This is a genomic window from Streptomyces sp. NPDC047706 (genome assembly GCF_043204795.1).
In the GTDB taxonomy this organism is placed as follows: domain Bacteria; phylum Actinomycetota; class Actinomycetes; order Streptomycetales; family Streptomycetaceae; genus Streptomyces.
Genome location: NZ_JBIDCW010000028.1, coordinates 73,242 through 96,918, shown reverse-complemented (window position 1 = coordinate 96,918; position 23,677 = coordinate 73,242). Strand labels below are relative to the sequence as shown.

22 protein-coding genes are annotated in these 23,677 nt (G+C 71.0%); 14 read left to right on the top strand and 8 right to left on the bottom strand.

The features are described 5' to 3' along the window. Positions 1-126: 126 nt before the first annotated feature. The 4 genes from ACGF8A_RS28420 (at position 127) to ACGF8A_RS28405 (ending at position 3,633) form a co-directional block, all read left to right on the top strand. Positions 127-1,422 carry a replication initiator gene (locus ACGF8A_RS28420; RefSeq protein WP_393113028.1) on the top strand — a complete coding sequence of 432 codons (1,296 nt, stop codon included), beginning with the start codon at positions 127-129 and terminating at the stop codon, positions 1,420-1,422. Then, complete coding sequence (locus tag ACGF8A_RS28415; RefSeq protein WP_073934353.1) at positions 1,415-1,654, top strand: AlpA family transcriptional regulator; 240 nt, start codon at positions 1,415-1,417, stop codon at positions 1,652-1,654. Before ACGF8A_RS28420 ends, ACGF8A_RS28415 begins: the two co-directional genes overlap by 8 nt. Then, entirely contained in the window at positions 1,654-2,886 is a 1,233-nt protein-coding gene (locus ACGF8A_RS28410; protein ID WP_393113026.1) for a tyrosine-type recombinase/integrase, read from the top strand. Before ACGF8A_RS28415 ends, ACGF8A_RS28410 begins: the two co-directional genes overlap by 1 nt. A gap of 561 nt (positions 2,887-3,447) precedes the next feature. Continuing rightward, positions 3,448-3,633, top strand: a complete 186-nt coding sequence (locus ACGF8A_RS28405; RefSeq protein ID WP_393113024.1) for a hypothetical protein — start codon at positions 3,448-3,450, stop codon at positions 3,631-3,633. Between the two features lie 80 nt (positions 3,634-3,713). Here ACGF8A_RS28405 and ACGF8A_RS28400 read toward each other — a convergent pair whose 3' ends face one another. After that, complete coding sequence (locus ACGF8A_RS28400) at positions 3,714-4,475, bottom strand: phosphoglyceromutase (RefSeq protein WP_393113022.1); 762 nt, start codon at positions 4,473-4,475, stop codon at positions 3,714-3,716. Positions 4,476-4,678: 203 nt separating this feature from the next. Between ACGF8A_RS28400 and ACGF8A_RS28395 the strand changes: the two genes are divergently transcribed. From ACGF8A_RS28395 to ACGF8A_RS28385, 3 genes are all read left to right on the top strand, one after another. After that, entirely contained in the window at positions 4,679-6,529 is a 1,851-nt protein-coding gene (locus ACGF8A_RS28395; RefSeq protein WP_393113020.1) for a stealth family protein, read from the top strand. A gap of 13 nt (positions 6,530-6,542) precedes the next feature. After that, positions 6,543-8,309, top strand: coding sequence for a stealth conserved region 3 domain-containing protein (locus ACGF8A_RS28390; RefSeq protein ID WP_393113018.1), 1,767 nt, complete (start codon positions 6,543-6,545; stop codon positions 8,307-8,309). A 73-nt stretch (positions 8,310-8,382) separates the two neighbouring features. Beyond that, on the top strand, positions 8,383-9,639 hold the full coding sequence (locus tag ACGF8A_RS28385) for an MDR family MFS transporter (protein WP_393113016.1): 1,257 nt from the start codon (positions 8,383-8,385) through the stop codon (positions 9,637-9,639). 9 nt (positions 9,640-9,648) lie between these two features. Here ACGF8A_RS28385 and ACGF8A_RS28380 read toward each other — a convergent pair whose 3' ends face one another. After that, positions 9,649-10,104, bottom strand: a complete 456-nt coding sequence (locus ACGF8A_RS28380; protein WP_393113014.1) for a DUF2000 family protein — start codon at positions 10,102-10,104, stop codon at positions 9,649-9,651. A gap of 49 nt (positions 10,105-10,153) precedes the next feature. Here ACGF8A_RS28380 and ACGF8A_RS28375 point away from each other — a divergent pair, with 49 nt between their 5' ends. Next, positions 10,154-10,969, top strand: coding sequence for an AraC family transcriptional regulator (locus ACGF8A_RS28375; protein ID WP_393113012.1), 816 nt, complete (start codon positions 10,154-10,156; stop codon positions 10,967-10,969). Here ACGF8A_RS28375 and ACGF8A_RS28370 read toward each other — a convergent pair. Together ACGF8A_RS28370 and mshA are read right to left on the bottom strand one after the other, a co-directional pair. After that, on the bottom strand, positions 10,930-11,454 hold the full coding sequence (locus tag ACGF8A_RS28370; RefSeq protein ID WP_393113010.1) for a YbjN domain-containing protein: 525 nt from the start codon (positions 11,452-11,454) through the stop codon (positions 10,930-10,932). The genes ACGF8A_RS28375 and ACGF8A_RS28370 overlap by 40 nt on opposite strands. Positions 11,455-11,468: 14 nt before the next feature. Beyond that, positions 11,469-12,809 (bottom strand): D-inositol-3-phosphate glycosyltransferase, encoded by a 1,341-nt coding sequence (mshA, locus tag ACGF8A_RS28365; protein WP_393113008.1) that lies wholly within the window; start codon positions 12,807-12,809, stop codon positions 11,469-11,471. Between the two features lie 320 nt (positions 12,810-13,129). Between mshA and ACGF8A_RS28360 the strand changes: the two genes are divergently transcribed. The 3 genes from ACGF8A_RS28360 (at position 13,130) to ACGF8A_RS28350 (ending at position 16,944) form a co-directional block, all read left to right on the top strand. Further along, positions 13,130-13,921, top strand: coding sequence for a class I SAM-dependent methyltransferase (locus ACGF8A_RS28360; protein WP_393113062.1), 792 nt, complete (start codon positions 13,130-13,132; stop codon positions 13,919-13,921). 298 nt (positions 13,922-14,219) lie between these two features. Then, complete coding sequence (locus tag ACGF8A_RS28355) at positions 14,220-15,305, top strand: NlpC/P60 family protein (RefSeq protein WP_393113006.1); 1,086 nt, start codon at positions 14,220-14,222, stop codon at positions 15,303-15,305. Between the two features lie 286 nt (positions 15,306-15,591). Beyond that, a complete protein-coding gene (locus ACGF8A_RS28350) occupies positions 15,592-16,944 on the top strand; it encodes a PP2C family protein-serine/threonine phosphatase (protein WP_393113004.1) in 1,353 nt (450 codons plus the stop codon). A 77-nt stretch (positions 16,945-17,021) separates the two neighbouring features. On the opposite strand, the gene ACGF8A_RS28345 is transcribed toward ACGF8A_RS28350, so the two are convergent. The 4 genes from ACGF8A_RS28345 to ACGF8A_RS28330 all read right to left on the bottom strand — a co-directional run bounded on the left by ACGF8A_RS28345 (position 17,022) and on the right by ACGF8A_RS28330 (position 19,658). Continuing rightward, positions 17,022-17,354, bottom strand: coding sequence for a DUF2516 family protein (locus tag ACGF8A_RS28345; protein ID WP_393113060.1), 333 nt, complete (start codon positions 17,352-17,354; stop codon positions 17,022-17,024). A gap of 169 nt (positions 17,355-17,523) precedes the next feature. Continuing rightward, positions 17,524-18,117: a hypothetical protein gene (locus ACGF8A_RS28340; protein ID WP_393113002.1), complete on the bottom strand. Its 594-nt coding sequence runs from the start codon at positions 18,115-18,117 to the stop codon at positions 17,524-17,526. 61 nt (positions 18,118-18,178) lie between these two features. Next, entirely contained in the window at positions 18,179-18,730 is a 552-nt protein-coding gene (locus ACGF8A_RS28335; protein WP_393113000.1) for a helix-turn-helix domain-containing protein, read from the bottom strand. A gap of 202 nt (positions 18,731-18,932) precedes the next feature. Continuing rightward, positions 18,933-19,658, bottom strand: coding sequence for a class I SAM-dependent methyltransferase (locus ACGF8A_RS28330; RefSeq protein WP_393112998.1), 726 nt, complete (start codon positions 19,656-19,658; stop codon positions 18,933-18,935). Between the two features lie 202 nt (positions 19,659-19,860). Here ACGF8A_RS28330 and ACGF8A_RS28325 point away from each other — a divergent pair, with 202 nt between their 5' ends. The 3 genes from ACGF8A_RS28325 (at position 19,861) to ACGF8A_RS28315 (ending at position 23,674) form a co-directional block, all read left to right on the top strand. Further along, a complete protein-coding gene (locus tag ACGF8A_RS28325; protein WP_393112996.1) occupies positions 19,861-20,574 on the top strand; it encodes a TnsA-like heteromeric transposase endonuclease subunit in 714 nt (237 codons plus the stop codon). A gap of 347 nt (positions 20,575-20,921) precedes the next feature. Beyond that, positions 20,922-22,631 (top strand): Mu transposase C-terminal domain-containing protein, encoded by a 1,710-nt coding sequence (locus tag ACGF8A_RS28320; RefSeq protein ID WP_393112994.1) that lies wholly within the window; start codon positions 20,922-20,924, stop codon positions 22,629-22,631. Positions 22,632-22,702: 71 nt separating this feature from the next. Beyond that, positions 22,703-23,674, top strand: coding sequence for an AAA family ATPase (locus ACGF8A_RS28315; protein WP_393112992.1), 972 nt, complete (start codon positions 22,703-22,705; stop codon positions 23,672-23,674). Positions 23,675-23,677 lie beyond the last annotated feature (3 nt).

Sequence of the window (23,677 nt, the reverse complement as noted above, 5' to 3'; positions counted from 1 at the left end):
TACCGCCAAGCATCCGCCGCCCCGGGGGCCGTCTCCCTCCAGCCGGACCAGAAGGAGAAAGCCATCATCACCCGCGCCACTCCACCTCCGCTCCGCGAACTCGGAGAACTGGCCGCAGTCGGCACCATGCCCGCACTCCTGCGACAGCTCGCCGGCCTCGGCGGCTGCACGCACCCGATCCGCCTCGACGGCCACCGCACCGAGTACGACGTGAACACCCGCACCGGCGAGATCGGCAACGTCCTCCACCACCTCGACTCCTCCAGCCTCCCGGCCGGTCACCTCCTAGTCCGCTGCAACAACCGCCGCACGACCCGGTGTGCGGCCTGCGCCGAGGTGTACCGCCGCGACACCTTCCACCTGATCACCTCCGGACTGCGCGGCGGCAAGGGCGTCCCCGAACGCGTCGCCGCACACCCGCGCGTCTTCGCCACCTTCACCGCGCCGAGCTTCGGCCCGGTTCACAACCGCCCCACCGGCCCGGCCGGTTCGGTCCGTCGCTGCCGCTGCGGCATCCGCCACGACGAGGAGGAGCCCGCCCTCGGTACCCCGCTCGACCCGGACACCTACGACTACGAAGCGGCCGTGCTCTGGAACGCGCACGCCGGTCCGCTGTGGCGGCGCTTCTCCATCTACCTGCGCCGCGAAGTCGCCAAGCGTGCTGGCCTCACCCAGCGGGCCTTTCGCGAGTACGCCCGGGTGTCCTTCGCCAAGGTCGCCGAGTACCAGAAGCGCGGGGCCGTCCACTTCCATGCCGTCATCCGCATCGACGGCCCCGAGGGCGGCGACACCCCGCCTCCCGCCTGGGCCACCGCCGAGCTGCTGACCGACGCCATCCGGGCCGCCGCCACTGCCGCTTGCGTGGAGGGCCCGGTCATCGACGGCCGGGCCCACGCCTTCGCCTTCGGCCGTCAGCTCGACGTCCGCACCATCCGCTCGGCCGACTTCGACGGCGGCCAGGAGCTGACCGAGCGGGCCGTCGCCGCGTACATCGCCAAGTACGCCACCAAGGGCGCCGAGACTGCCACGGGAGCTCTGGACCGGCCGCTGAAGTTCCTCGCCGAACTCGCCCAGCTCGACATCAGCGAGCACGCCCGCCGGCTCATCCGCACCGCCTGGACCCTCGGCGCCCGCAAGGACCTCGAACACCTCCGCCTGCGGACCTGGGCCCACATGCTCGGCTTCCGCGGCCACTTCTCCACCAAGTCCCGCCGCTACTCCACCACCCTCGGCGCCCTCCGCGACGCCCGCACCGAATGGCGCCGCGCACAGGCCCGGGCAGCGGCCGAGACCGACCCGGACACGACCCTCGTCCTCGCGCACTGGGTCTACGCCGGGACCGGCCTCACCGACGCCGAAGCCTGGCTCGCCGAAACCCTCGAACCCGCTCCCGGAACGGAAGGAGAGCCCACCCGTGGGTAGCCGTCGCCTCGCTGTCGCGGAAGCGGCCTCCGAGCCGCGTGGACTGCCGTCGCGGTACCTGACTCCTGACGACCTAGTGGCGATGTTCGACCTGCCCAGCGTCGAGACGGTCTACCAGTGGCGCCGCAAGCGCACCGGTCCCCGTGGCTTCCGGGTCGGCCGGCACCTGCGCTACGACCCTGCGGACGTTCAGGCCTGGGTCGAGTCCTTGCGCGAAGGGGCTGCCGCCTGATGGCCGGGCACATCCAGGACCGCTGGTACCGGACCGAGACCGGCCCGGACGGGAAGGTGCGCAAGGTCAAGTCCGAGCGCTACGGGTCGGGTCTCCGCTATCGCGCTCGGTACGTCGGCCCAGACGGCACGGAGAAGTCCAAGAGCTTCCCCGACCGTCAGAAGCGACTCGCTGATCAGTGGCTCGCGCACACCGAGGCGGACATGGCGCGCGGCCAGTACATCGACCCGCGCGCGGCCCGGATCACCTTCCAGCAGTACGCCGAGGAGTGGGTGACCCACGCGCCGGACCCGAACACTCAGGCTTCGATGGAGTCGCAGCTTCGGCTGCACGCCTACCCGTACCTGGGTTCGCGCCCCCTGGGTTCCTTTCAGCCCACTCACATCCGCGATTGGGTGCGGCAGCTTCAGGAGAACGGCGTCCGTGGCTCGTATGCCCGGACGATCTACTCCAACGTGCGTGCCGCTCTGAGCGCGGCCGTGGACGACGGGCACCTTCCCCGGAATCCGTGCGCCGCTCGATCAGTCCGTCCACCGACTGTGGACAACAAGCGCGTCGTGCCCTGGACGCCGGAACGGGTTTTCGCCGTCCGGGCTGGCATGCCCGAGCGCTTCCAAGCCATGGTCGACCTGGGCGGCGGCTGCGGGCTCCGCCAGGGCGAGATCCTGGGCGTGGCCGTCGACGCGATCGACTTCGAGTCGGACACCCTCCACGTGGTCCAGCAACTGAAGCTGAGCCGCAGCAAGGCCGTGTTCGCACCGCCGAAGGGCGGCAAGCTGCGGGACGTGCCGCTTCCCGGCCCCGTCGCCGATGCGCTCCGGGCGCACATGAAGCGGTTCCCGCCGGTCGAGATCACCTTGCCGTGGAAGGTGGCGGACGGCCCTCCGGTGACCAAGCGGCTGATCTTCACCGGGCCGCGCGGGGGGCACGTCTGGCGTACGTCGCTCAACGAGGAGGCGTGGAAGCCGGCGCTCGCCGCGGCGGGCGTCATCCCCGTGCCCGAGCGGGGCCGTCCATACGCGGAGTCCCGCGAGAACGGCATGCACGCCCTCCGCCACTTCTACGCCTCGCTGCTCCTGGACGCCGGCGAGAACATCAAGGCCCTCGCCGAGTACCTCGGCCACTCGGACCCAGGCTTGACGCTCCGCGTGTACGCGCACCTGATGCCGTCGAGCCAGGAACGGGCCCGGAAAGCCGTAGGTGCAGTGTTCTCGAATAAGTTCACGCAATAAGAGTCCTGTAACAGGCTTCCGCTGTAGATACAGACGTGACAGTTAAACGCAGAGCGATAACCTTAAACAAGAGAGCCGAATAGCAGCGACTAAATAGCTTCACCAATAGATGGCGGATTAGATCGGCGCAATAGTTAACGGACTAGGTTCCCGGGAGTGGGCGTGTAGAGCCCTCCCCGGCCCCTTCGGCGGACCCTTGAGGGCCGCAACATGCAGGAAGAACCGCTGATAACCCATCAAGAGCCGTCTGCCGGGCTATGCTTGACCGCGTCGCGGTCAAGCATAGCCCGGCAGACGGCTCTTCCCTCGGCGTACTGGGCACGCTGGCGCCACTGTCGTTGAATGCCTCGCGACCGACATCCCGCACCACGTTCACGGCGCTTCAATCAAGAAGCTCACCCACCCCAGACGGGGAATTCACTGGTCCACACCACCCCCAAACGCAATTTGCGCTGCGGCGGTTTTCCTCAATAAGGTGCGCATGCATTTCGGGCCGCTCCCGGCCAGGGGAGCGGCCCATCCCATCGATGCGTTTCGGTAGAGCACTCAACGGGAGGAACCATGCTCGCACGTCCGCTTCTCACCATCACCATCGCCCCGAACCCGGCGTCACTGCCGCTGCTCGGCGGTTCCGTGGCCTCGCTGCCCCTCTGGTCGCCCGTCCCGCAGACCGCCGCCTGGGCCGTGGGCTTCCTGGTCGCCTTCCGGGTGCGCGTCCGACTGATGCGCCGCACCACCGAGGTCTGACGGCCCAGAGGCGGCCCGGGCGCAGCAACAGGCCCCCTACCCGCGAGAGAGTCGCAGGTAGGGGGCCTGGAGGGCGAAGGTTACTTCTTCTTGCCCTGGTTCCTGACCGCCTCGATCGCCGCCGCGGCCGCCTCCGGGTCGAGGTAGGTGCCGCCGGGGACGACCGGCTTGAAGTCGGCGTCGAGTTCGTAGGACAGGGGGATGCCCGTGGGGATGTTCAGGCCCGCGATGTCGGCGTCCGAGATGCCGTCGAGGTGCTTGACCAGGGCGCGCAGGGAGTTGCCGTGGGCGGCGACCAGGACCGTGCGGCCGGTGAGGAGGTCGGGGACGATCGCGTCGAACCAGTACGGGAGCATGCGGACGACGACGTCCTTCAGGCACTCCGTCTGCGGGCGGATCTCCGGCGGGAGGGTCGCGTAGCGCGGGTCGGAGAACTGGGAGTACTCGGCGTCGCGGTCCAGCGCGGGCGGCGGGGTGTCGTAGGAGCGGCGCCACAGCATGAACTGCTCCTCGCCGAACTCGGCGAGGGTCTGGGCCTTGTCCTTGCCCTGCAGGGCGCCGTAGTGGCGCTCGTTCAGACGCCACGAGCGGTGGACCGGGATCCAGAGGCGGTCGGCGGACTCCAGTGCCAGCTGTGCCGTGCGGATGGCGCGCTTCTGGAGGGACGTGTGGACCACGTCGGGCAGCAGGCCGGCGTCCTTCAGCAGCTCACCGCCGCGCGTCGCCTCCTTCTCGCCCTTCGGGGTGAGGTTGACGTCCACCCAGCCGGTGAACAGGTTCTTCTCGTTCCACTCGCTCTCGCCGTGGCGGAGGAGGATCAGCTTGTACGGTGCGTCGGCCATGGCTTCGAGCCTACCTAAGCCGGAGCGGCCCGAGGGGCCCGAGGGGCGGCGGCCCGAAAGGGCCCGTGTGGCCCGGAGCACGCACCCGCCGTGTCCACCTTCCGGCTGAATATTTGGTTAACTCCTACGCAACCCTCCCCCACAGTCGACTGTCTGTTCATCGCAGGACCGGTATGGGGGTACACGAAAAGGAGCTCTGAAACGTGACCGTGCGTTCCTTTGCGCGGCGGATGAAACCGCGAGTCGAGCGGAAGGCCGCCGAGCGGGTGTGGCAGCTGCGTACCATGCGGCGGCGCCGCAGAGCAGCGGTCGGCGATCCGGTTCTGCGCCCGGTGGCGGTGCGAGGCCAGAAGCTGTACGGCCGGGTCGTGACCCGGTTCACCGCCGCCGAGGCGGCCGCCGCCAACCTCGACCTGGTGGTCTCCGCGCTGGAGCAGGAGGGGATCTCGTACTTCCTCGTGCCGGCCTCCCGGGTCCGTCACACCGTGGGTGTGAACGCCGGGGACCGGGAGCGGTTCCTGGCCGCCCTGGAGGCGCGGAACAGCGGAAAGGCCGTGTTCATCGGCAGGCCGGTGTCCGGCGGCCAGCTCAAGCACCCCGCGCTGTTCCTGGACGGCGTGCTGCCCGCCAAGCTGCGTACGGCCCCCGTGCTGCGGATCGGCGAGAACCACCTCGGTCCCGCCGGCCAGCTGCTCGCCGGGCCCGAGCTGGCCTGCGACGTCGAGTTCTGGGAGGACGGGGCCGAGCTGCTCGCGACCGAGCAGGGGGAGCAGCGCCTGGCGAAGGTGCAGCCGCAGGCGTCGGAGGACGTCTTCCGCGAGTCCCTGATCACGCCGCGCAACAACGGCGTCACGGACGTGCTCCCGGCGGCCGAGCAGCAGCCCGCCACGGTGCGGGTCGGCGACCGGGAGCTGCCGAGCTTCGCCCCGCTCACCCTGCCGACCGTGAATCGCGTCACTTTCCCGGTGGACGTCGTCTACACCTGGGTCGACGGCGAGGAGCCGGAGATGCGGGCCAAGCGGGCCCGGTACCAGGGCCGCGGCACGGCCGAGATCCTGGCCAAGGAGACCAACGCCTCCCGCTACACGAGCCATGACGAGCTGAAGTACTCGCTGCGCTCGCTGGCGATGTACGCCGACTTCGTCCGGCACATCTACATCGTCACGGACGGCCAGAAGCCGCACTGGCTCGACGACTCGGCCGAGGGCATCACGGTCGTCGACCACCGCGACATCTTCCCCGAGGGCGTGCTGCCCGTCTTCAACTCGCACGCGATCGAGACCCGGCTGCACCACATCCCGGGGCTGTCGGAGCACTACCTGTACTTCAACGACGACGTGTTCGTCGGCCGCCGGATCACCCCGGAGCACTTCTTCCACGGCAGTGGCCTGATGAAGATCCCGGTGTCCCCGCTGAAGATCGGCATCGGCAAGCCGCACGCCGAGGAGACGGCCACCAACTCCGCCAGCAAGAACGTCCGCGCGCTGCTGCTGGAGAAGTTCGGCCGGATGACGACGAACAACTTCATGCACACCCCGTTGCCGCAGCGGCGCGAGACGCTGCTGGAGCTGGAGGAGCTGTTCGCCGAGGACGTCACCCGCACCATGGCGTCCCGCTTCCGCTCGCCCACGGACATCGCCATGACGGCGCCGCTGCTGTACCAGTACGCGCTGATGACGGGCCGGGGCGTGCCCGGCAAGTTCGGCTTCCGGTACGTCAACATCAGCCGTCCGGACGCCGACAGCCGCCTGGACGACCTGCGCGAGAACCGCCGCTTCGACTTCTTCTGCCTGAACGACGTCGACGTGCCGCCGCAGGAGCGGGAGCGGGTCAGCGTCCGGATGCACCAGTTCCTGGAGAACTACTTCCCGTTCCCCAGCCCGTACGAGAAGCACGGCGAGAAGCACAGCGGGACCCACGGCGGGCAGCACGGCGAGAAGCAGACCGGCTCGCAGTCGGGGACGCGGACCGAGTCGCCCACGGCGAAGTCCGTCGGCAGGCAGGCCGGGGAGCCGGCGCAGCAGCCGGCCGTCGGCTCCGAGCAGCAGCGCTGACAGGGCCACGGCCATGGGAATCCGTCACCGTCTCGCGGCGCGCCCGGGCCTGCGGGCCGCCCGGGACCTGGCGCTGCGCCTCCGGCTCCGGCTGCCGGCCCGGCTCCGGGCGCTGCGCGCGTCCCGGGCCCGCCGGCGGCTGCGGGCCGACGTCCCCGGCCTGCGCCGGGTCTCCTTCGGCCCGGCGCGGCTGTACGGGCGTACGGTCACCGGCTACACCGCGGCGGACGCCGCCGCCGCGGATCTGGAGCAGGTGTGCGCCCTGCTGGACGCGGCCGAGGTGCCGTACTTCCTGGTCCCCGCCGGCCAGGGGCACGCCGGTCCGCGTCAGGTGGTCGGCGTCGCGGAGAGACACCGGGGCACGGTCCTCGACCGGGCGGCGCGGCACTTCGCCCGCACGGCGGCGTTCGTCGGTGCCGTCGGCCCGGACGGCACCGTCACCACGGCGGTGCTGTGGGCCGACGGGGCTCTGCCGCGTGCGCTGCGGCGGGCCGCCGTGCTGCGGACCGGCGAGGTGCGCCTCGGCCCGCAGGGGCAGGTGCTGGGCGGTCTGGAGTCGGGCTGCGACATCGAGTTCTGGCGGCACGGTGGCGACCTGGGCACGGACCCGGGCCATCTGACCGTGCCCGGCGTCCAGTTGCCGGACGCCTTCGAGGCGGCGCTCGTCGCACCGCGCCGCAACCCAGTCTCCGAGGTGCTCCCGGTGTCGGCGCAGCGGCCGGCCGTGGTGGAGGCCCGGCGACGCAGCGTGCCGACGTTCGCCCCGTTCGCCGAGCCGCGGATCGACGAGGTGTGCTTCCCCGTCGACGCCGTGTACACCTGGGTCGACGGGGAGGACCCGGCGATGGCCGCGAAGCGGCGCGCCCATCAGGCGGCCTCCGGCAACGTCATCGCTCCGCGCGAGACGGGCGACTCCCGCTACACCAGCCATGACGAGCTGAAGTACGCACTGCGCTCGCTGGAGATGAACGCCGGGTTCGTCCGGCACGTCTACCTCGTGACCGACTCGCAGGTCCCCGACTGGCTGGATCCGCAGGCGGAGGGCCTGACCGTCGTCGACCACCGGGACATCCTCCCGGCCGACGCGCTCCCGGTCTTCAACTCGCACGCGATCGAGAGCCGGCTGCACCACATCCCGGGCCTGTCGGAGCGCTATCTCTACTTCAACGACGACGTCTTCATCAACCGTCCGGTGGGTGCCGAGCACTTCTTCCACGGCAACGGCATCGCCCGCATCCCGCTGTCCCCCCTGAAGCTGGGGGTCGGCGACCCGCACCCGATGGAGCCGGCCCCGAACTCGGCGGGGAAGAACACCCGCGAGGTGATCCGGCGCTTCCACGGCCGCCAGATCACGCACAAGTCGCTGCACACCCCGCATCCGCAGCTGATGGCGGTGATGCGGGAGATGGAGCAGCTCGGCATCGAGGAGCTGGAGCGGACCTCGTACTCACGGTTCCGCTCCACCACCGACGTCGCCCCGGCGTCCACGCTGCACCACCACTGGGCGATCGCCACCGGCCGGGCCGTACCGGCCGACTACCGCTTCCGCTACGTCCAGCTGGGCACACCGGACATGCGGCGGCGGCTGGCCCGGCTGGAGGCCGGCGAGGACGTCGACTTCTTCTGCCTCAACGACGTGGACACCGACCCGGCGGAGCGGGCGGCGGCACAGGCGGCCATCCATGCCTTCCTGGAGCGGAAGTATCCGTTCGCCAGTCGCTTCGAACGGGCGGCGGAAGTCGCCCCGCAGCCCTCTCGACTGACGCTCCCCGTCAATTGAGTGGCGGGCCTGCGGATCCCGTTTGTAAGTTGTGGGCTCCGCTTGCGCCGCTTACAGCTGTGGGGGATCCGCGATGTCGCCAGCCGCCCTGAGACGTGCCGTCCGGGAGAGCGTCTCAGGGCTCCCCCGCGAGTTCTGGTGGCTGTGGGCCAGCACGCTGATCAACCGGCTCGGCGGGTTCGTGGCCACCTTCATGGTCATGTACCTGACCATCGACCGCGGCCATTCCGCCTCGTACGCCGGACTGGTCGCGGCGCTGTACGGCCTGGGCGGCGTCGTCCTCTCCCTCGGCGGCGGCGTCATGGCCGACCGGCTGGGACGGCGGCCGACGCTGCTCATCGCCCAGTCGTCCATGGCGGTGTCCGTCGCGCTGCTCGGGTTCGTGCGCCATCCGGTGGCCATCGCCGCCGTCGCCTTCCTGGTGGGCGCGGCCTCCAGCGCCTCCCGTCCGGCCGTGCAGGCGATGATGGCCGACATCGTGCGCCCCGAGGACCGGGTCCGCGCCTTCTCCCTGAACTACTGGGCGATCAACCTCGGCTTCGCGATCTCCTCCACCGCCGCCGGCTTCATCGCCGAGGTCAGCTACCGCGCCGGCTTCCTGCTGGAGGCGGGCATGACCATGATGTGCGCGATCGTCGTCTTCGTGAAGCTGCCGGAGTCCAGGCCCGACCGGACGGCCACGGCCAAGCAGGCGGACGCCGTGTCCCTGGGCACCGTGCTGCGGGACGGCCGCTTCATGGGTGTCGTGGGGCTGTCCTTCCTGCTCGCGCTGATCTTCCAGCAGGGCTCGGTCGGCCTGCCGATCGCGATGGGTGAGGCCGGCTTCACACCCGCCGACTACGGCCTGGCCCTCGCCGTCAACGGCGTACTGATCGTCGCGCTCCAGATCCCGGTCACCCGCTTCATCGAGCACCGCGATCCCCGGCGGCTGCTGATCGTCTCGTCCCTGCTCGCCGGGTACGGCTTCGGCCTCACCGCCTTCGCCGGCTCGGTCGGCCTCTTCGCGCTCACCGTCTGCGTGTGGACCCTCGCCGAGATCGTCCAGGCGCCCACCCAGACCGGCCTCGTCGTCGCCCTCTCCCCGGACCAGGGCCGCGGGCGCTACCAGGGCATGCACACCATGTCCTGGTCCGTCGCCGGCCTGATCGCGCCGCTGATGTCGGGCCTCGTCATCGACCGGTTCGGCGCGCAGTGGCTGTGGGGAACGTGCGCGGTGCTCGGGACGGCGGCGGCGGTCGGGTACAACTTCCTGATGCGCCGGCTGCCACAGCGCGAACCGGCCGCGGGTGCGGTGCCGGCGCCGGCGAAGCCCGAGGTCGGCGCCGCGTGACCGACGGCCTCACGGGTGCATCCGGGCGCCCTTGAGGGCCTTGTCGACGGCATTGCGCGGACCGTGGACCGCCAGCCCCACCAGGTCCAGCTCCCCCGTCGGCACGGCCCGTACCGCCGCCCGGTTGTCCCGGTCGTTGCCCGTCGCGAACAGATCCGAGGTGAACACCGCGCGCGGGAGGGCCCGCGAGAGCACGCGCGCGTGGGCCGCGGTCAGGGTCTCCTCGGTGCCCTCGAAGACCAGCACCGGCTGGCGGAACATCGGCAGGTAGGCCACGCCGTCGGCGTCCTCGTAGGGTTCCCCGATCACCTCGGGGACCCCCCGGCCGAGGCCGCTGACCAGGAAGGCGGTCACGTTCAGGCGCTGCCAGGTCTCCAGGTCCTCGCGGAGCAGGACGGCGATCTTGGTGTCGAAGCGCTCGAAGCGGGTGGCGCCGTCGGCGCGGACGGGTGCGGAATCGTTCATGTCACCAGCCTGCCGACCGCCGTACGGCCTGGTCTTGTACGTTCTTTGCATGGCCCAGCAGCGGGAGGTCGCCGCCTGGCGGCCGTCCGTCCCGGGCGTCGTCGAGGTCTTCCACGCCCACTTCACCGAGCACGCCTATCCGATGCACGTCCATGAGGCCTGGACGCTGCTGATCGTGGACGACGGCGCCGTGCGGTACGACCTCGACGGGCACGAGCACGGCACCCCCCACGACACGGTGAGCCTGCTGCCGCCGCACGTCCCGCACAACGGCTCGGCCGCCACCCCGCACGGCTTCCGCAAGCGGGTGCTGTACCTGGACGGCCCGCTGCTCACCGACGAGTTGATCGGGCCCGCCGTCGACGGGCCCGACCTGCGCGATCCGGTGCTGAGACGGCGCGTCGGGCAGTTGCACGCGGCGCTGGCAGGCCCCGGTGACGAACTGGAGGCCGAGAGCCGGCTGACGCTGATCGGGGACCGGCTGCGCGCCCATCTGCGGCCACGGCTCGCCACCACCGGCCCGCGCGCCGACCCCGCCCTCGCCCGGCGGCTGCGTGAACTCCTCGACGGGCGGGTCGTCCACGGGCTGTCGCTGGCCGAGGCGGGCGCACTCCTGCAGGCCCACCCCGCCCATCTGGTACGGGCGTTCAGCGGGGCGTACGGCATCGCGCCGCACCAGTACCTGAACTCCCGGCGCGTCGAGCGCGCCCGGCGGCTGCTGCTGGCGGGCGTCCGCCCGGCCGAGGCGGCGGCCGCGACCGGGTTCCACGACCAGGCCCATCTGACCCGGCACTTCCGGCGGCTGGTGGGCGGGCCCCCGGGACGCTACCGGGAGGGCGCGCCGCCCTCGGGCTCCTCGCGCTGAATCAGGTGCGCGAACGCCTCCAGGTTCCTGGTCGACTCGCCGCGCGAGACCCGCCAGGCGTACTCCTTGCGGATCGCGGAGGCGAAGCCCATCTCCAGAAGGGTGTTGAAGGCGCCGTCGGCGGCCTGGAGGATCTGCCCGAGCAGCCGGTCGACCTCGTCCGCGGTGACGGCGGCGAGCGGCAGCTTGCCGGTGACGTAGATGTCGCCGAGCGGGTCGACGGCGTAACTCACGCCGTACAGCCTGAGGTTGCGCTCCAGGAGCCAGCGGTGGACGGCGGGTTCGTTCTCGTCGGGGTGGCGGATCACGAAGGCGTTCAGCGACAGCGAGTGGCGTCCCGCGATCAGGGAGACCGTCGTCGACAGCTTGCGGGTGCCGGGCAGCTTGACCACGTAGTGGCCGGGCGTGGGGCTCTCCCACTCCAGCTCGGCGTCCTTGAACACACCCTCGAGGACCTGCGCGGCCCGCTGCTCTGCATCGCCCATGGCGGCAGCGTACGTCAGGCGCGCTGGGCCCGGGCGCGGCGGCGGTGGGACTGCAGGGCCGCCGAGTAGACCTCCGCCGTGGCGGCGGCCGAGGCGTCCCATCCGAAGGAGCGGGCGTGGCGGGCGGCGGCCGCGCCGAACCGGGCACTCAGCTGCGGGTCGTCGGCGAAGTCGCGCAGCACGCGCGCGTACGCCGCCGGATCGTGCCCCTGGACGAGGAAACCGGTCGCGCCGTCCCGCACGGCGACCGGGAGCCCGCCGACGGCGGCGGCCAGCACCGGCGTCCCGGCCGCCTGCGCTTCGATGGCGACCAGGCCGAACGATTCGCTGTACGACGGCATGACCAGCACGGACGCGGCCCGGAACCAGTCCGCGAGCTGGTCCTGGCCGACGGGCGGGCGGAACCGCACGACATCGGCGATACCGAGGCGCGCGGCCAGTTTCTGCAGGCCCTCCGGCCTGGCGAGGCCGCTGCCGCTGGGGCCGCCGACGACCGGGACGACCAGCCGGGAGCGCAGGCCGGGACGCTCGTCGAGCAGGACGGCGACCGCGCGCAGCAGCACGTCCGGGGCCTTCAGCGGCTGTATGCGGCCCGCGAAGAGGGGGATCAGCGCGTCCTGCGGCAGGCCCAGGCGGGCGCGGGCGGCGGCGCGGCCGTCGGCCGGGTGGAAGCGGTCGAGGTTGACGCCCGGGTGCACCACGGCGACCTTGGCGCGGCCGGCGGCGTAGTGCCGTACCAGCTCGTCGGCCTCCTCGGCGGTGTTGGCGATCAGCCGGTCCGCGGCGGCCACGATCTGGGTCTCGCCGATGACCCGGGCGGCGGGCTCGGGCGTGTCGCCGTCGGCGAGGTTGGCGTTCTTGACCTTGGCCATGGTGTGCATGGCGTGCACCAGGGGGACGCCCCAGCGCTGGGCGGCGAGCCAGCCGACGTGCCCGGACAGCCAGTAGTGCGAGTGCACGAGGTCGTAGTGGCCGGGGCGGTGGCCCGCCCAGGCCTGCATCACACCGTGCGTGAAGGCGCACAGCTGGGCCGGGAGGTCCTCCTTGGCCAGGCCCTCGTAGGGGCCCGCGTCGACGTGCCGGACGAGTACGCCGGGGGCCAGCTCCACGACGGGTGGGAGGGCGCCGGTGGTCGCGCGCGTGAAGATCTCGACCTCGATGTTGAGGGCGGCGAGGCGCTGGGCGAGCTCCACGATGTAGACGTTCATGCCGCCCGCGTCGCCGGTGCCGGGCTGGTGGAGCGGTGAGGTGTGCACGGAGAGCATCGCCACGCGGCGTGCGCGGCGGTGCCCCAGGCGGAGCCGCGAGGGGGCCGCCGGCGAGCGGCGACCGAGCCTGCTGACGTATTGGCTCACGTGCCGTTCCTCCCTGCCGCGGGCATGCCTGACCGAGGACGCCGGGCCCTCCGAACCTGTGCAACACCGGAGGTGAGTGCTCCATTTCCGGTGGTTGGTTTTTTGCTGAATCATTACCGCCGGTCGCTCAACCGTTCGACACACGGAAGCGTTCCGCCACCACCTGGACGGAGATGTTCGACACACGGAAGCGTTCCGCCACCACCTGGACAGACACGTCGGCGAAGCGATGCTCACGCGCCCCTACCCTCGTACGTATGACAGCCCGCGCCACGCCCCTCCCCCACCCTCGGCTTCGCCCGAGCGGGGCGGCCCCTGTCGTGGGGACGGTGACGCGCGGGACGACCAACCCGAACCGGCTGCGGCGCATGGACCGCTGGATCGCCGCCACACACGGCCACGAACTGCGCCGCGCCGCCGATCCCGTCGCCGTCGACCTCGGCTACGGCGCCGCTCCCTGGACCGCCGTCGAGCTCCTGACGCGGCTGCGCGCGACCGCCCCGCACGCGCGCGTGGTCGGCGTCGAGATCGAACCCGCGCGCGTGGCCGCGGCGCAGCCGTACGCGCGCGAAGGGCTCGCCTTCCGGCACGGCGGCTTCGAGATCCCGCTCCCCCGGCAGCCCCATCTCATCCGCGCGGCCAACGTCCTGCGCCAGTACGACGAGGCCGAGGTCGCCGGCGTGTGGGCACGACTGTGCGCGCGACTCGCGCCCGCCGACCCCGTGCGGGGTTCGCGGGGCGGGCTGCTGGTCGAGGGGACCTGCGACGAGATCGGGCGGCGGCACGCGTGGGTCGCGCTCGGGCCGGAAGGCCCGCGCACGGTGACCTTCGCGACCCGGCTCGGCTCCCTGGAACGCCCCTCGGACCTGGCGGAACGCCTGCCCAAGGCGCTGATCCACCGCAACGTCCCGGGCGAGCCGGTGCACGCCTTCCTGCGTGACTTCGACCGCGCCTGGGCGGCCGCCGCGCCCTACGCGTCGTACGGCGCCCGCCAGCGCTGGATCCGGGCCGTGCGGGACCTGACGGCCGACTGGCCGGTCACGGACGGTCCGGCTCGCTGGCGGCAGGGGGAAGTGACCTTGTCCTGGGGGGCGTTGGCGCCGCGCGGGTGACAGGCCCGCGCACCGCCCGCTTGAGCGGCGCCCAGCGGCGCTGCCCTCGTCGCCCGCGGGTGAGCGGCGCCCGACTGCGTTGGCGCCCCGGCCGTTCGGCTTTTCCCCCTCGTTTCCCCGGCGAGCCGGATCTCACGGAACGATCTCCGTGAGTCGTTCGTCACAAAAGGCGGGGGGATCGTCGTGCGACGGCCGGAGTGGGGGAGGGAGTCACTGCCTCTGTCGTTCTGCGCCACGGCATGGCACGATCGCCCGGGCGTTCGATGTTACTGACGGGCAATCAGTTTGGGGGCAGGGTATGGCGGCCAGGGGCAAGCGCGGTCTGACGGCGGCAGCGGCGACCGTGGTCTGCGCGGTCGCCGTGCTGGCGGCACCCGGCATGGCGTTCGCGGCACCCACGCCGCCCCCCACCCCCTCGACCACCCCGGGCCGGGCTCCGGCCACGAACGAGGAGCTGGAGGCCGTCCGCAAGCAGCTCGACACCCTCTACCGCGAGGCCGCCTCCGCCACCGACGCCTACAACGCCGCGGAGGAGAAGGCCGAGCGGCAGTCCGCCGAGATCGTCGCGCTGGCGAAGCGGATCGTCGAAGGAAAGGAGGAGCTCGCCGAGTTGAAGCGGCGCGCCGGTGCAGCCGCCGCCGCCCAGTACCGCACCGGTGGCCTCCCGCCGGAGGCCCATCTGATGCTCAGCGACAACCCGGGCGAGTTCCTCGACGGCAGCGGCCGGGTCCGCCAGGGCGAGCGCGCCACCGGGCACCTGCTGGCGCAGCTGACCCGCACCCAGCAGGATTTGGAGCAGTACGCCAAGGACGCCTCCGCCCAGTGGAAGAAGCTGGAGGCCGGCCGCGAGGCGAAGGCCGCCGCCCAGAAGAAGATCGAGCAGCGGATCGCGGCGGCGGAGAAGCTGGAGTCCCAGCTGGAGAAGGAGGAGAAGAAGCGCCTGGCCGAACTGGAGGAGCGGGCCGCCTACGCCGCGCAGACCGCCTGGCTGGGCTCCGGAATCCTCGACGAGCTGGACGGCACCGCCACCGAGCAGGGCCGCAGGGCCGTGGAGTTCGCGACCGAGCAGATCGGCAAGCCGTACGAATGGGGCGCCGAGGGCCCGAAGACGTACGACTGCTCCGGTCTGACCTCCCAGGCCTGGGCGGCGGTAGGCAGCGCCATCCCGCGCACCTCGCAGGAGCAGTGGAAGCAACTGCGGCGCGTCGGCATCGAGGACATGCGCCCCGGTGACCTGATCATCTACTTCGGTGACGCCAGCCACGTCGGGATGTACGTGGGCGACGGCGCGATGGTGCACGCGCCGCGGCCGGGGCGGGCGATCACGATCGCGGGGGCGGGCTCGATGCCGATCCTGGGCGTCGTAAGGCCTCTGACGGACTGAGGGGCCGGTGCGGCAACGCCCCGTGGATCGCGGTGACGTGGCCCACGTGACCCACCCCACCCGCCTTCGCCGCCAAACCCACCACCGACGTGACCTTCGTCATCCCCGAGCGGGCGGCGTCCTGTCCAACTGCGGTACGGAACGCGGCATATGACAGTGGCCGATCCCCGAGCGGCGTGCCTCACACCATTCCACTGCGGCGCCGACACCCGCTATGGTCCCGGTCGGTGGGTCGAGGTCCCTCGCACCCGCCATGCCCTCGGGGGGAGGGAAGGAACCCAGGACAATGCCCGTACCCGTACCGCGGCAGAGAGCGATCCCGGCCGTGGAGAGTGGTCAGGCGCAGGCCGCGCCCGCAGTCCGCGGCCTCTCCGGTGCATCCGGTGATCCCGGTACTGAGGCTCCGCGCAAGGAAGCGCACAAGGAAGAGAAGGCCCAGAAGACCACCACCAGCACGACCACGGACACCAACCTCACGCTGCTGCTGATCGAGGACGATCCCGGCGGCTCCCCGATCGTGCCCGAGATGCTCGACCAGGCCGGCAAGCCGATCAGGGTCCGCACCGCCCGCAACCTCACCGAGGCCGAGCGGCTGCTGACCGACGACGTGCACTGCATCCTGCTGGACCTCGCGCTGCCCGCACCCGGCCGGGCCGACGACGGCGACGACGAGCTGTACGTCCTGCGCCACGTGCTGGAGCTGGCGCCCCGGCACGCCGTCCTCGCCCTCACCGCGTCCGGCGACTCCGAGCGCGGTGCCCAGGCGGTGCGCGTGGGCGCCCAGGATTACCTGTTCCGCGACGAGCTGGACGGCCGGCTGCTGAGCCGCGCGATCCGCTACGCCGTGGAGCGGAAACGTTCCGACACGGCCGAGCGGCGGCTCGCCGAAGGCCGTCTGCGGGCTCAGGAGAACCGCCGGCTGGAGCGGGGCCTGCTGCCCACGCCGCTGCTGCACGGCTCCCCGCTGCGGTTCGCCGCCCGCTACCGCCCCGGCCGCTCGCGCGCGCTGCTCGGCGGTGACTTCTACGACGTCGTGCGCACTCCGGACGGCACCGTGCACGCCATGATCGGCGATGTCTGCGGACACGGCCCCGACGAGGCGGCACTCGGCGTGGAGCTGCGCATCGCGTGGCGCGCGCTGACGCTGGCGGGCCTGTGCGGCGACGAGCTGCTGAACACCCTCCAGCAGGTGCTGGAGCACGAACGCCCCGACGACGAGATCTTCGCGACCCTGTGCACGGTCGACATCGCGCCGGACGGCCGCCGCGCGGGCCTGTGCCTGGCCGGTCACCCGGCGCCGCTGATCGCCCGCGCGGGCCGCCCGCCGCGTCTGCTGCCGTACGACAACAACGGCCCCGCCCTCGGCCTGCTGCCGGGTGCGCGCTGGCCGCGGATGCAGGTGGAGCTGGGCCGGGAGTGGAGCCTGATGCTCTACACCGACGGCCTGATCGAGGGCCACACAGGCCAGGGCCGCGAGCGGCTCGGCCAGGACGGCATGGTGGAGATGATCAGCCGACAGCTGTCCCAGGGACTGCGCGGGGAGCAGCTGCTGCGGGAGGCGGTCAACGAGGTCCGCGAGCTCAACGGCGGCGAACTCGCGGACGATGTGGCCGTGCTGCTGCTGGACCGGGTGCCGTAGCGGCGGGGCCGCGGGGGTGAGCCGGGGGAACGCCGCCGGCCTTCACAGCCCCGGGGGCCGCACTCCGACGGGGGCGGTCACCGTCCGCCGTTGTACGGGCCGTACGGGCCGTCGCTGCTCGAACCTCGGCGGGCACGGCCACCGCCCGGCAGGCCGCGCAGGGCCGGGCGTACGTCGACCATGTACACGATCGTCGCGATCAGGCCGATGATCGGCAGGAACGACAGGATGTTGAAGATCAGGTTCACCACGAAGGCGAGCCCGAGGACGATCAGCCAGAAGGGCTTGGTCTGCTTGCCGGCAGCGCGGTAGGCGTCCTCGCGACGCGTGGCGGCGTCGATCAGTGCGAAGCCGCTGAAAAGGATCAGGGCCATGCTCAGCAGCCACATGAACCCGGCGAATCCCTGCATCAGCACAACGTCCACCACCCGTATCGGCTAGTACCTACGCGGTCACCGTACCCGCAACCGGCTTCCCGCTACCCGCAGAACGGGCCGGGCACCCCAGGAGTGCCCGACCCGTTACCGATCACCCGTCCGTGTCACCGGGCGGGACCGCGGACTCCGTCCGCGCGGGGTGTCACTTGGCCGACGGCGTGGTCTTCTTCGCCGGGGTCGCCTTGCGAGCGGCCGGAGCCTTCTTCGCGGCGGGCTTCTTGGCCGTGCCGTGCTCGGCCGGGGCCGTGGCGGGCTTGTTCGCCTTGGCCTCGGCCGGCTTGCTCTCCGGCTCGACGGCGATGGCCAGCTCCTCGATCTCCTCGGCGGCCTCGCCCCGCCAGGTCCGCACGGCCTGCTCACCGTGCTCGGCGACCTTCTCGTAGGTCTCGCGGGCCTTCACGGCGTACTCGGCGGCCATGCCGACACCGCGCAGGGCGAGGTCCTGGGCGGTCTCGCCCAGCTTCTTGAGGTCGGAGTCGAGGGAACCGAGGAACTCGTTGACCCTGGTCTGGACGTTCTCCTGCGTCTCCTTGACGCGGGCGGTGGCCTTCTCCTGGACGGCCTTGGGGTCGGTGTTGCGGACGGCGTCGATGCGGGCCGGTGCCTCGTTGCGCAGCTGGTCGACCAGGCTGGGCACCTTCTTGGCCTGCTGGAAAGCCAGATCGGCGGTGCCGGCGGCGAAGTACAGCGGCCGCGGGTCGGTGAGGGTCTTGCGCAGGTCGTCGGTGATGGCCATGGTGCTGGTCCTCCCGGTGGCTTTCTGTGAGGGTTTCGGGGCCCCGCCGCGTCCGGCCGGCTCAGCCGGCGGATCGCTGCTGCGGGTCGGCGTCGCTGCCGTCGGCAGAGCGGGTGTCGCGTACGGCGCCGTCGCCGCTGCCGCTGCTGCCGTCGTCGTCTCTCGCGCCGCTGCGATCGCTGTCTCTCATGCCGTCGCGACTGTCGCTGCGGTCGCTGTCGTCACTCGGGTCACCGTCCTGCGCCGCGCTCACCCTGCCGGCCTCGAAGCCGTTCTCCTTGCGGAACGACTCGTAGACCTGGAGCAGCACCTGCTTCTGCCGCTCGTTCAGCGTGGGATCGGCGAGGATGACGGCGCGCGTCTCCACCTCGTCCCGGTCCCGCTCGGCGTCGAGGATCCCGGCCCGCACGTACAGCGTCTCGGCGGAGATCCGCAGCGCCTTGGCGACCTGCTGCAGCACCTCCGCGCTCGGCTTGCGCAGCCCGCGCTCGATCTGGCTCAGATACGGATTGGACACCCCGGCGGCGTCGGCGAGCTGCCTGAGCGACAGCTGCGCGTTGCGCCGCTGCTCACGCAGATACTCGCCGAGATTGCCGACGTTGAGCGATGCCATGCCTCCACCATGCCGCGCCCTGCTAACAATTGCAAGCAAGCCGCTTGCAAGAGTGCGCCACACCACTCGTACGGCAGCACCGGGCGCCCCGCGGGGCAGTGTCCGTTCCCGGCGCTTGTGAGGGTTTCCCGCTGGATCTGATCGGCGAAGTGATCGAGTCCCAATCAATCTGCGCGGCGAGCTTCTGGTGGGTTGGCTTGGCCTACGGCCGTCGCGCGACGAAGACGAACTCCTTGCCCGGTCTGTCGGGCGCGTCGCGAACGCCCTCCACCTGGTAGCCCTGCGCGATCAGCTCTGTCTCGACCTCCTGCCGCTCACGGAAGCGCAAGATGGAGTCCGACGTAAGTACCTGCCCGTCGGCAGCGAACACGTAGGTCCAGCGGAACGTCACCAGCGGCTCGCTCACCTCGATCACCTGGACCCAGCTTTCGACGGAGCCGACATCCGGAATCTCCGTCACGCGATATGAGGCTTCGCGATTCCACTCTTCCCAGGCGCGTCTGGCTGGATCCCGGGTCTCGAACACCAGACGACCGCCAGGCTGTAGTGCTGCGTACGCGCCGCGCAGGGTCTCGTGCCATGCCTGCGGATCGATGATCTGCTGGGCGGCGTTCGCGGTCATGGTTGCCAGGTCGACCCGCATCGGCGGGAGTGTGGCGGCATCGCCACAGATCCAGCGCACTCGCTCGCCGCCCGGCTTGGCTCGGGCCACGTCGATGGACGCCTGGGCGGGATCGACGCCGACGACCTCGATCCCGCGTTCAGCCAGCAGAAGCGCGAACACACCCGTTCCACAGCCGATGTCCAGCACCTGACGTGCCCCGAACTCCTCCGTCATCTGGACGTACGCGTCGAGATCGCTGCGATCGGGGTCGAGTGGGTCATAGATCGCGGCGAGCCGTGGATGCCCGAAACACTCGTCAGCCATGCGGCCGAACGTATGGGGAAGCTGCGCTGCCTGCCTAATCAATTCCCGTGGCTGCCACCGGTTATGGCGCCCGCGTGACTCAAGGTCTCCAATCGTTCACCCGGATGAGGGGATTGGTCCCGTTCTTTCTTATCAGTCCCGCTTCTTCTGCACAGTGGCTCTCATGGGGGCACAAGGGACCGCCCAGCAGGGGCTGTCAGCCGTGAATCAGTTCGAGGTCGGGTGGCGGGATGACGGGGGTGAGCACCAGCGGCCGTTGGCGGATGCGGTTTCGGTGGCGTTCGAGGCGGGGTTTCCGGTGCGGGGGTTCCCTTCGTATCGGGGGCAGCGGCATTTCCCGGGGCTGTACTGGTCGGCGACGACCGGCGGGCATGTGGGGTTCGAGTCCTGGCTGGAGCGGGATCATGCGATGCTGCTGGACTTCACGCCGGAGGTCACCGGGCTGTTGTCGCAGCCGTTCTGGCTGTTCTGGGAGGACGAGCGGGGCAAGCGGGTCTCTCATGCCCCGGACTACTTCGCACGGTTCGAGGACGGGCGGGGGCTGGTGGTGGACTGCCGGCCGCTGGAGCGGATCGACGCGCGGTCGGCAGTGAAGTTCGAGGCCACGCGGGCGGCCTGCGCAAGCGCCGGATGGGGCTACCGGGTGGTTGGCGAAGTGGATGCGGTCCGGATGGTGAATGTCCGCTGGCTGGCGGGCTACAGGCATCCTCGGCACGGTGCCGCGGAGGGCATGGTGGAACGGCTGCTGGCGCTGTTCTCGGTGCCGTCGCCGCTGGTGGGGCAGGCTTCGCTGGCGGGTGATCCGATCGCGGTGCTGCCGGTGGTCTTTCATCTGCTCTGGCAGGGGCGGCTAGGGGCGGATCTGTCGATTCCGCTGACGGATACGACGCTGGTGTCGCGGGTGGAGGGGCGGTGACCGGGCGTCCGGGGCTGCGGGCTGCCCTGCGGGTCGGGGACCGGCTCCGACTGGATGACCGGCTGCACACGGTGGTGGGCCTGTCGGGGACGACGGTGCGGTTGGTCGATGAGACAGGCACGGTGAGCCTGGTCCTGCTGTCGCATCTGCTGGCGGCCGACGGATTCGAATTCATCGATCAGGGCGAGGGTCCGCCCCGGATGCCTCCGTTTGCGCTCTTGGACGTGGTTCCGAAGCAGGAGGCGGACAGGGCCGCAGCCTGGGAACGGCATGTGACCGAAGTGGAGTTCGGCCGGCCGGTGGATGCCGGCGCGGATACTGCCCCACGCCCTGAGTATGACCCGACCGTGCGGACGCTTCAGGAGCGTGAGGCGGCCAAAGCGGCCGAACTGAGCGCGCTGGGCTGGAAGGTCAGTGCGGTCACGGTCCGCCGGATGCGCAAGCGCTACCGCGAGCAAGGGCTCTGGGGGCTCGTGGATCACCGCAAGACCCGGTTGTCGACTCCGACCGGGCGAGCGGATGAACGGGTGGTCGCGGCCGTCGCGGAGGTGCTGGCCGCGCAGGTGAATGAGTCCACGGGCACGCGGGGCCGGCTGCGGCGCCGGGTGGAGGCTCTGCTGGCCGAGCGGCACGGGCCGGGGGTGGTGCCGATGCCCTCGAAGTCGGCGTTCTATCGGTTGGTCGAGGCGGTAAGCGCGGGCACGCACGCCTTCGGTGAGGCAACTTCCCGCCGGTCGCAGGCCCGTCGTCCGCAGGGGGTGTTCACACCGTCCTCGGCCTGCCGTCCGGGCGAGATGGTGCAGATCGACACGACGCCGCTCGACGTGATGGTTGTCCTGGACGACGGGGTGACGGGCCGGGCCGAGCTGACGATCGGCATCGACGTGGCGACGAGAACGATCTGCGCCGCGGTGCTACGGCCGGCGGGCACGAAGGCCGTGGATGCCTCCTTGCTGCTGGCCAAGATGCTGGTCCCTGAGCCGATGCGGCCGGGTTGGGCGGATGCCCTGGCCATGTCAGCGACGCTCATCCCGCATGCCCGGCTGCTGGACATCGACGCCCGGCTGGAGCAATCAGCCGCGAAGCCCGTGATCGTTCCGGAGATGATCGGCATCGACCACGGCAAGGTGTTCGTGTCCGACGCCTTCCTCTCGGCCTGCCGGTCCCTGGGCATCTCCGTCCAACCCTCACGGCCCGCGACACCGACCGACAAAGGTGTGGTGGAACGGACGTTCTCATCCATCAACACCCTGTTCTGCCAGCACGTCGCCGGTTACACAGGCTCGAACGTGACCCGCCGCGGGGAGCGGGTCGAGGCGGTCTGGACGCTCACGGAACTGGCCGACCTGTTCCAGGAGTGGATCGTGGCCTGCTGGCAGCAGCGGCCGCACGACGGACTGCGCAGTCCATTCCTGCCAGGCAGGGCCATGTCACCCAACGACGCGTATGCCCTGCTGGTCGCCCGGACCGGCTACCTGCCGCTGCCGCTGAGCGGGCAGGACTATCTGGAGCTGTTGCCGGCGGTCTGGCGCTCGGTCAACGACTACGGCATCCGCATCGACCACCGCACCTACAACTGCATGGAGTTGAGCCCACTGCGGCGCCGTCCGTCCGGTGTCGACGCCAAGGGCGGTCTCTGGGAGGTGCATTACGACCCCTACGACCTGTCCCAGGTCTGGGTACGTGACGCCCGCACCGGACAGTGGATCACGGCCCCGTGGACGCACCGGCACCTGGTTTCCGCGCCGTTCGCGGACTTCACCTGGCGCAGGGCCCGCGAACTGCTGACCCTGCGCGGCATGGACGACACCGACCAGGCCGTGGTCGCCTCCGCAGTCGAGCAGCTGCTGACCCGGGCGGAGACCGGTCCGGACCGCAGGGTCGCGGCCCGCACCCGGGCCGCTCTGGAACCCGCCCGGCCGATCGCAGCTCTTCCGCCCGCACCGCCGGGCGGGTCGGACAGCCAGGAAGACGAGGAGGACACCGGCACGAACGTGCCGTCGAATGTCATCCCCTTCGGGATCTTCGACGCCTTCACCGACGGGAACCGCCTGTGACCGATCAAGTGCCGACTCCGGCCGAGAACCCGTACGCGACGCTGACCACCAAGGAGGGATGGCGGGCATTCGTGGACGAGCATCCCGAGCCACCCCCGCCGCTGGCTCCCGGCACGGTGCTGGACGCGGACGAACTGGAGTCCCGCAAGGAGTCGCGGATCGACTACCACACCCGGTCTGTCGTGGTCGCGACCCCGACGATCCTCAAGGTCGTCACCACCGGCCGCAAACGCATCCTGCTCAACCGCCACCAGGTCTCCGCCCGCCGGGGCCTGATCGTGTCCGGTTCCTCCGGCACCGGGAAGACCACGGCGATCACCCAGCTGGGCAAGAACGTCGAGCAACTCGCCCGCCGCCGCAATCCCGGTGGGGCCCCGCCGCTGCCGGTGGTCTTCGTCACCGTCCCGCCGGGCGCCACCCCGAAAATGCTCGCGGGCGAGTTCGCCCGGTTTCTCGGTATCCCCCTGCATCACCGGATGAGCCAGGTCCAGATCACCAACGCCGTCTGCGACCTGCTGGGAAAACTTGGCACCACCCTGGTGCTGGTCGACGAGATCCACAATCTCGACCTCACCACCCGGAGCGGCGCGGAAGCCTCCGACCAGCTCAAATACCTCTCCGAACGGATCGCCGCGACCTTCGTCCTGGCCGGACTCGGCGTCGAGACCAGCACCCTGTTCCAGGGCATCCGGGGCCAGCAGATCGCCGGCCGCTACAGCGTCGTCCCCTCCAAGCCATTCGGCCGCCGCAGCCGCGCAGACCGCGAGCAGTGGCAGGCCCTGATCGCCACCATGGAAAGCTCTCTGCGGCTCGATCGCCATCAGCCCGGGACTCTGCTTGGCCTTGAGGCTTACCTGCATGAACGCACCCGCGGTCTGATCGGCAGTCTGTCCCAGCTGGTCCGCGAGGCTGCGGTCGACGCCATCGACTCCGGCACGGAAAAGATCACGAAACGCGCGCTCGACACGGTGGAGCTGGATCACACCGCACAACAGTCCCAGCCAGCCCCCGACAAGCGCGGCCGCAAGCCGAAGGCGGCCTGAACC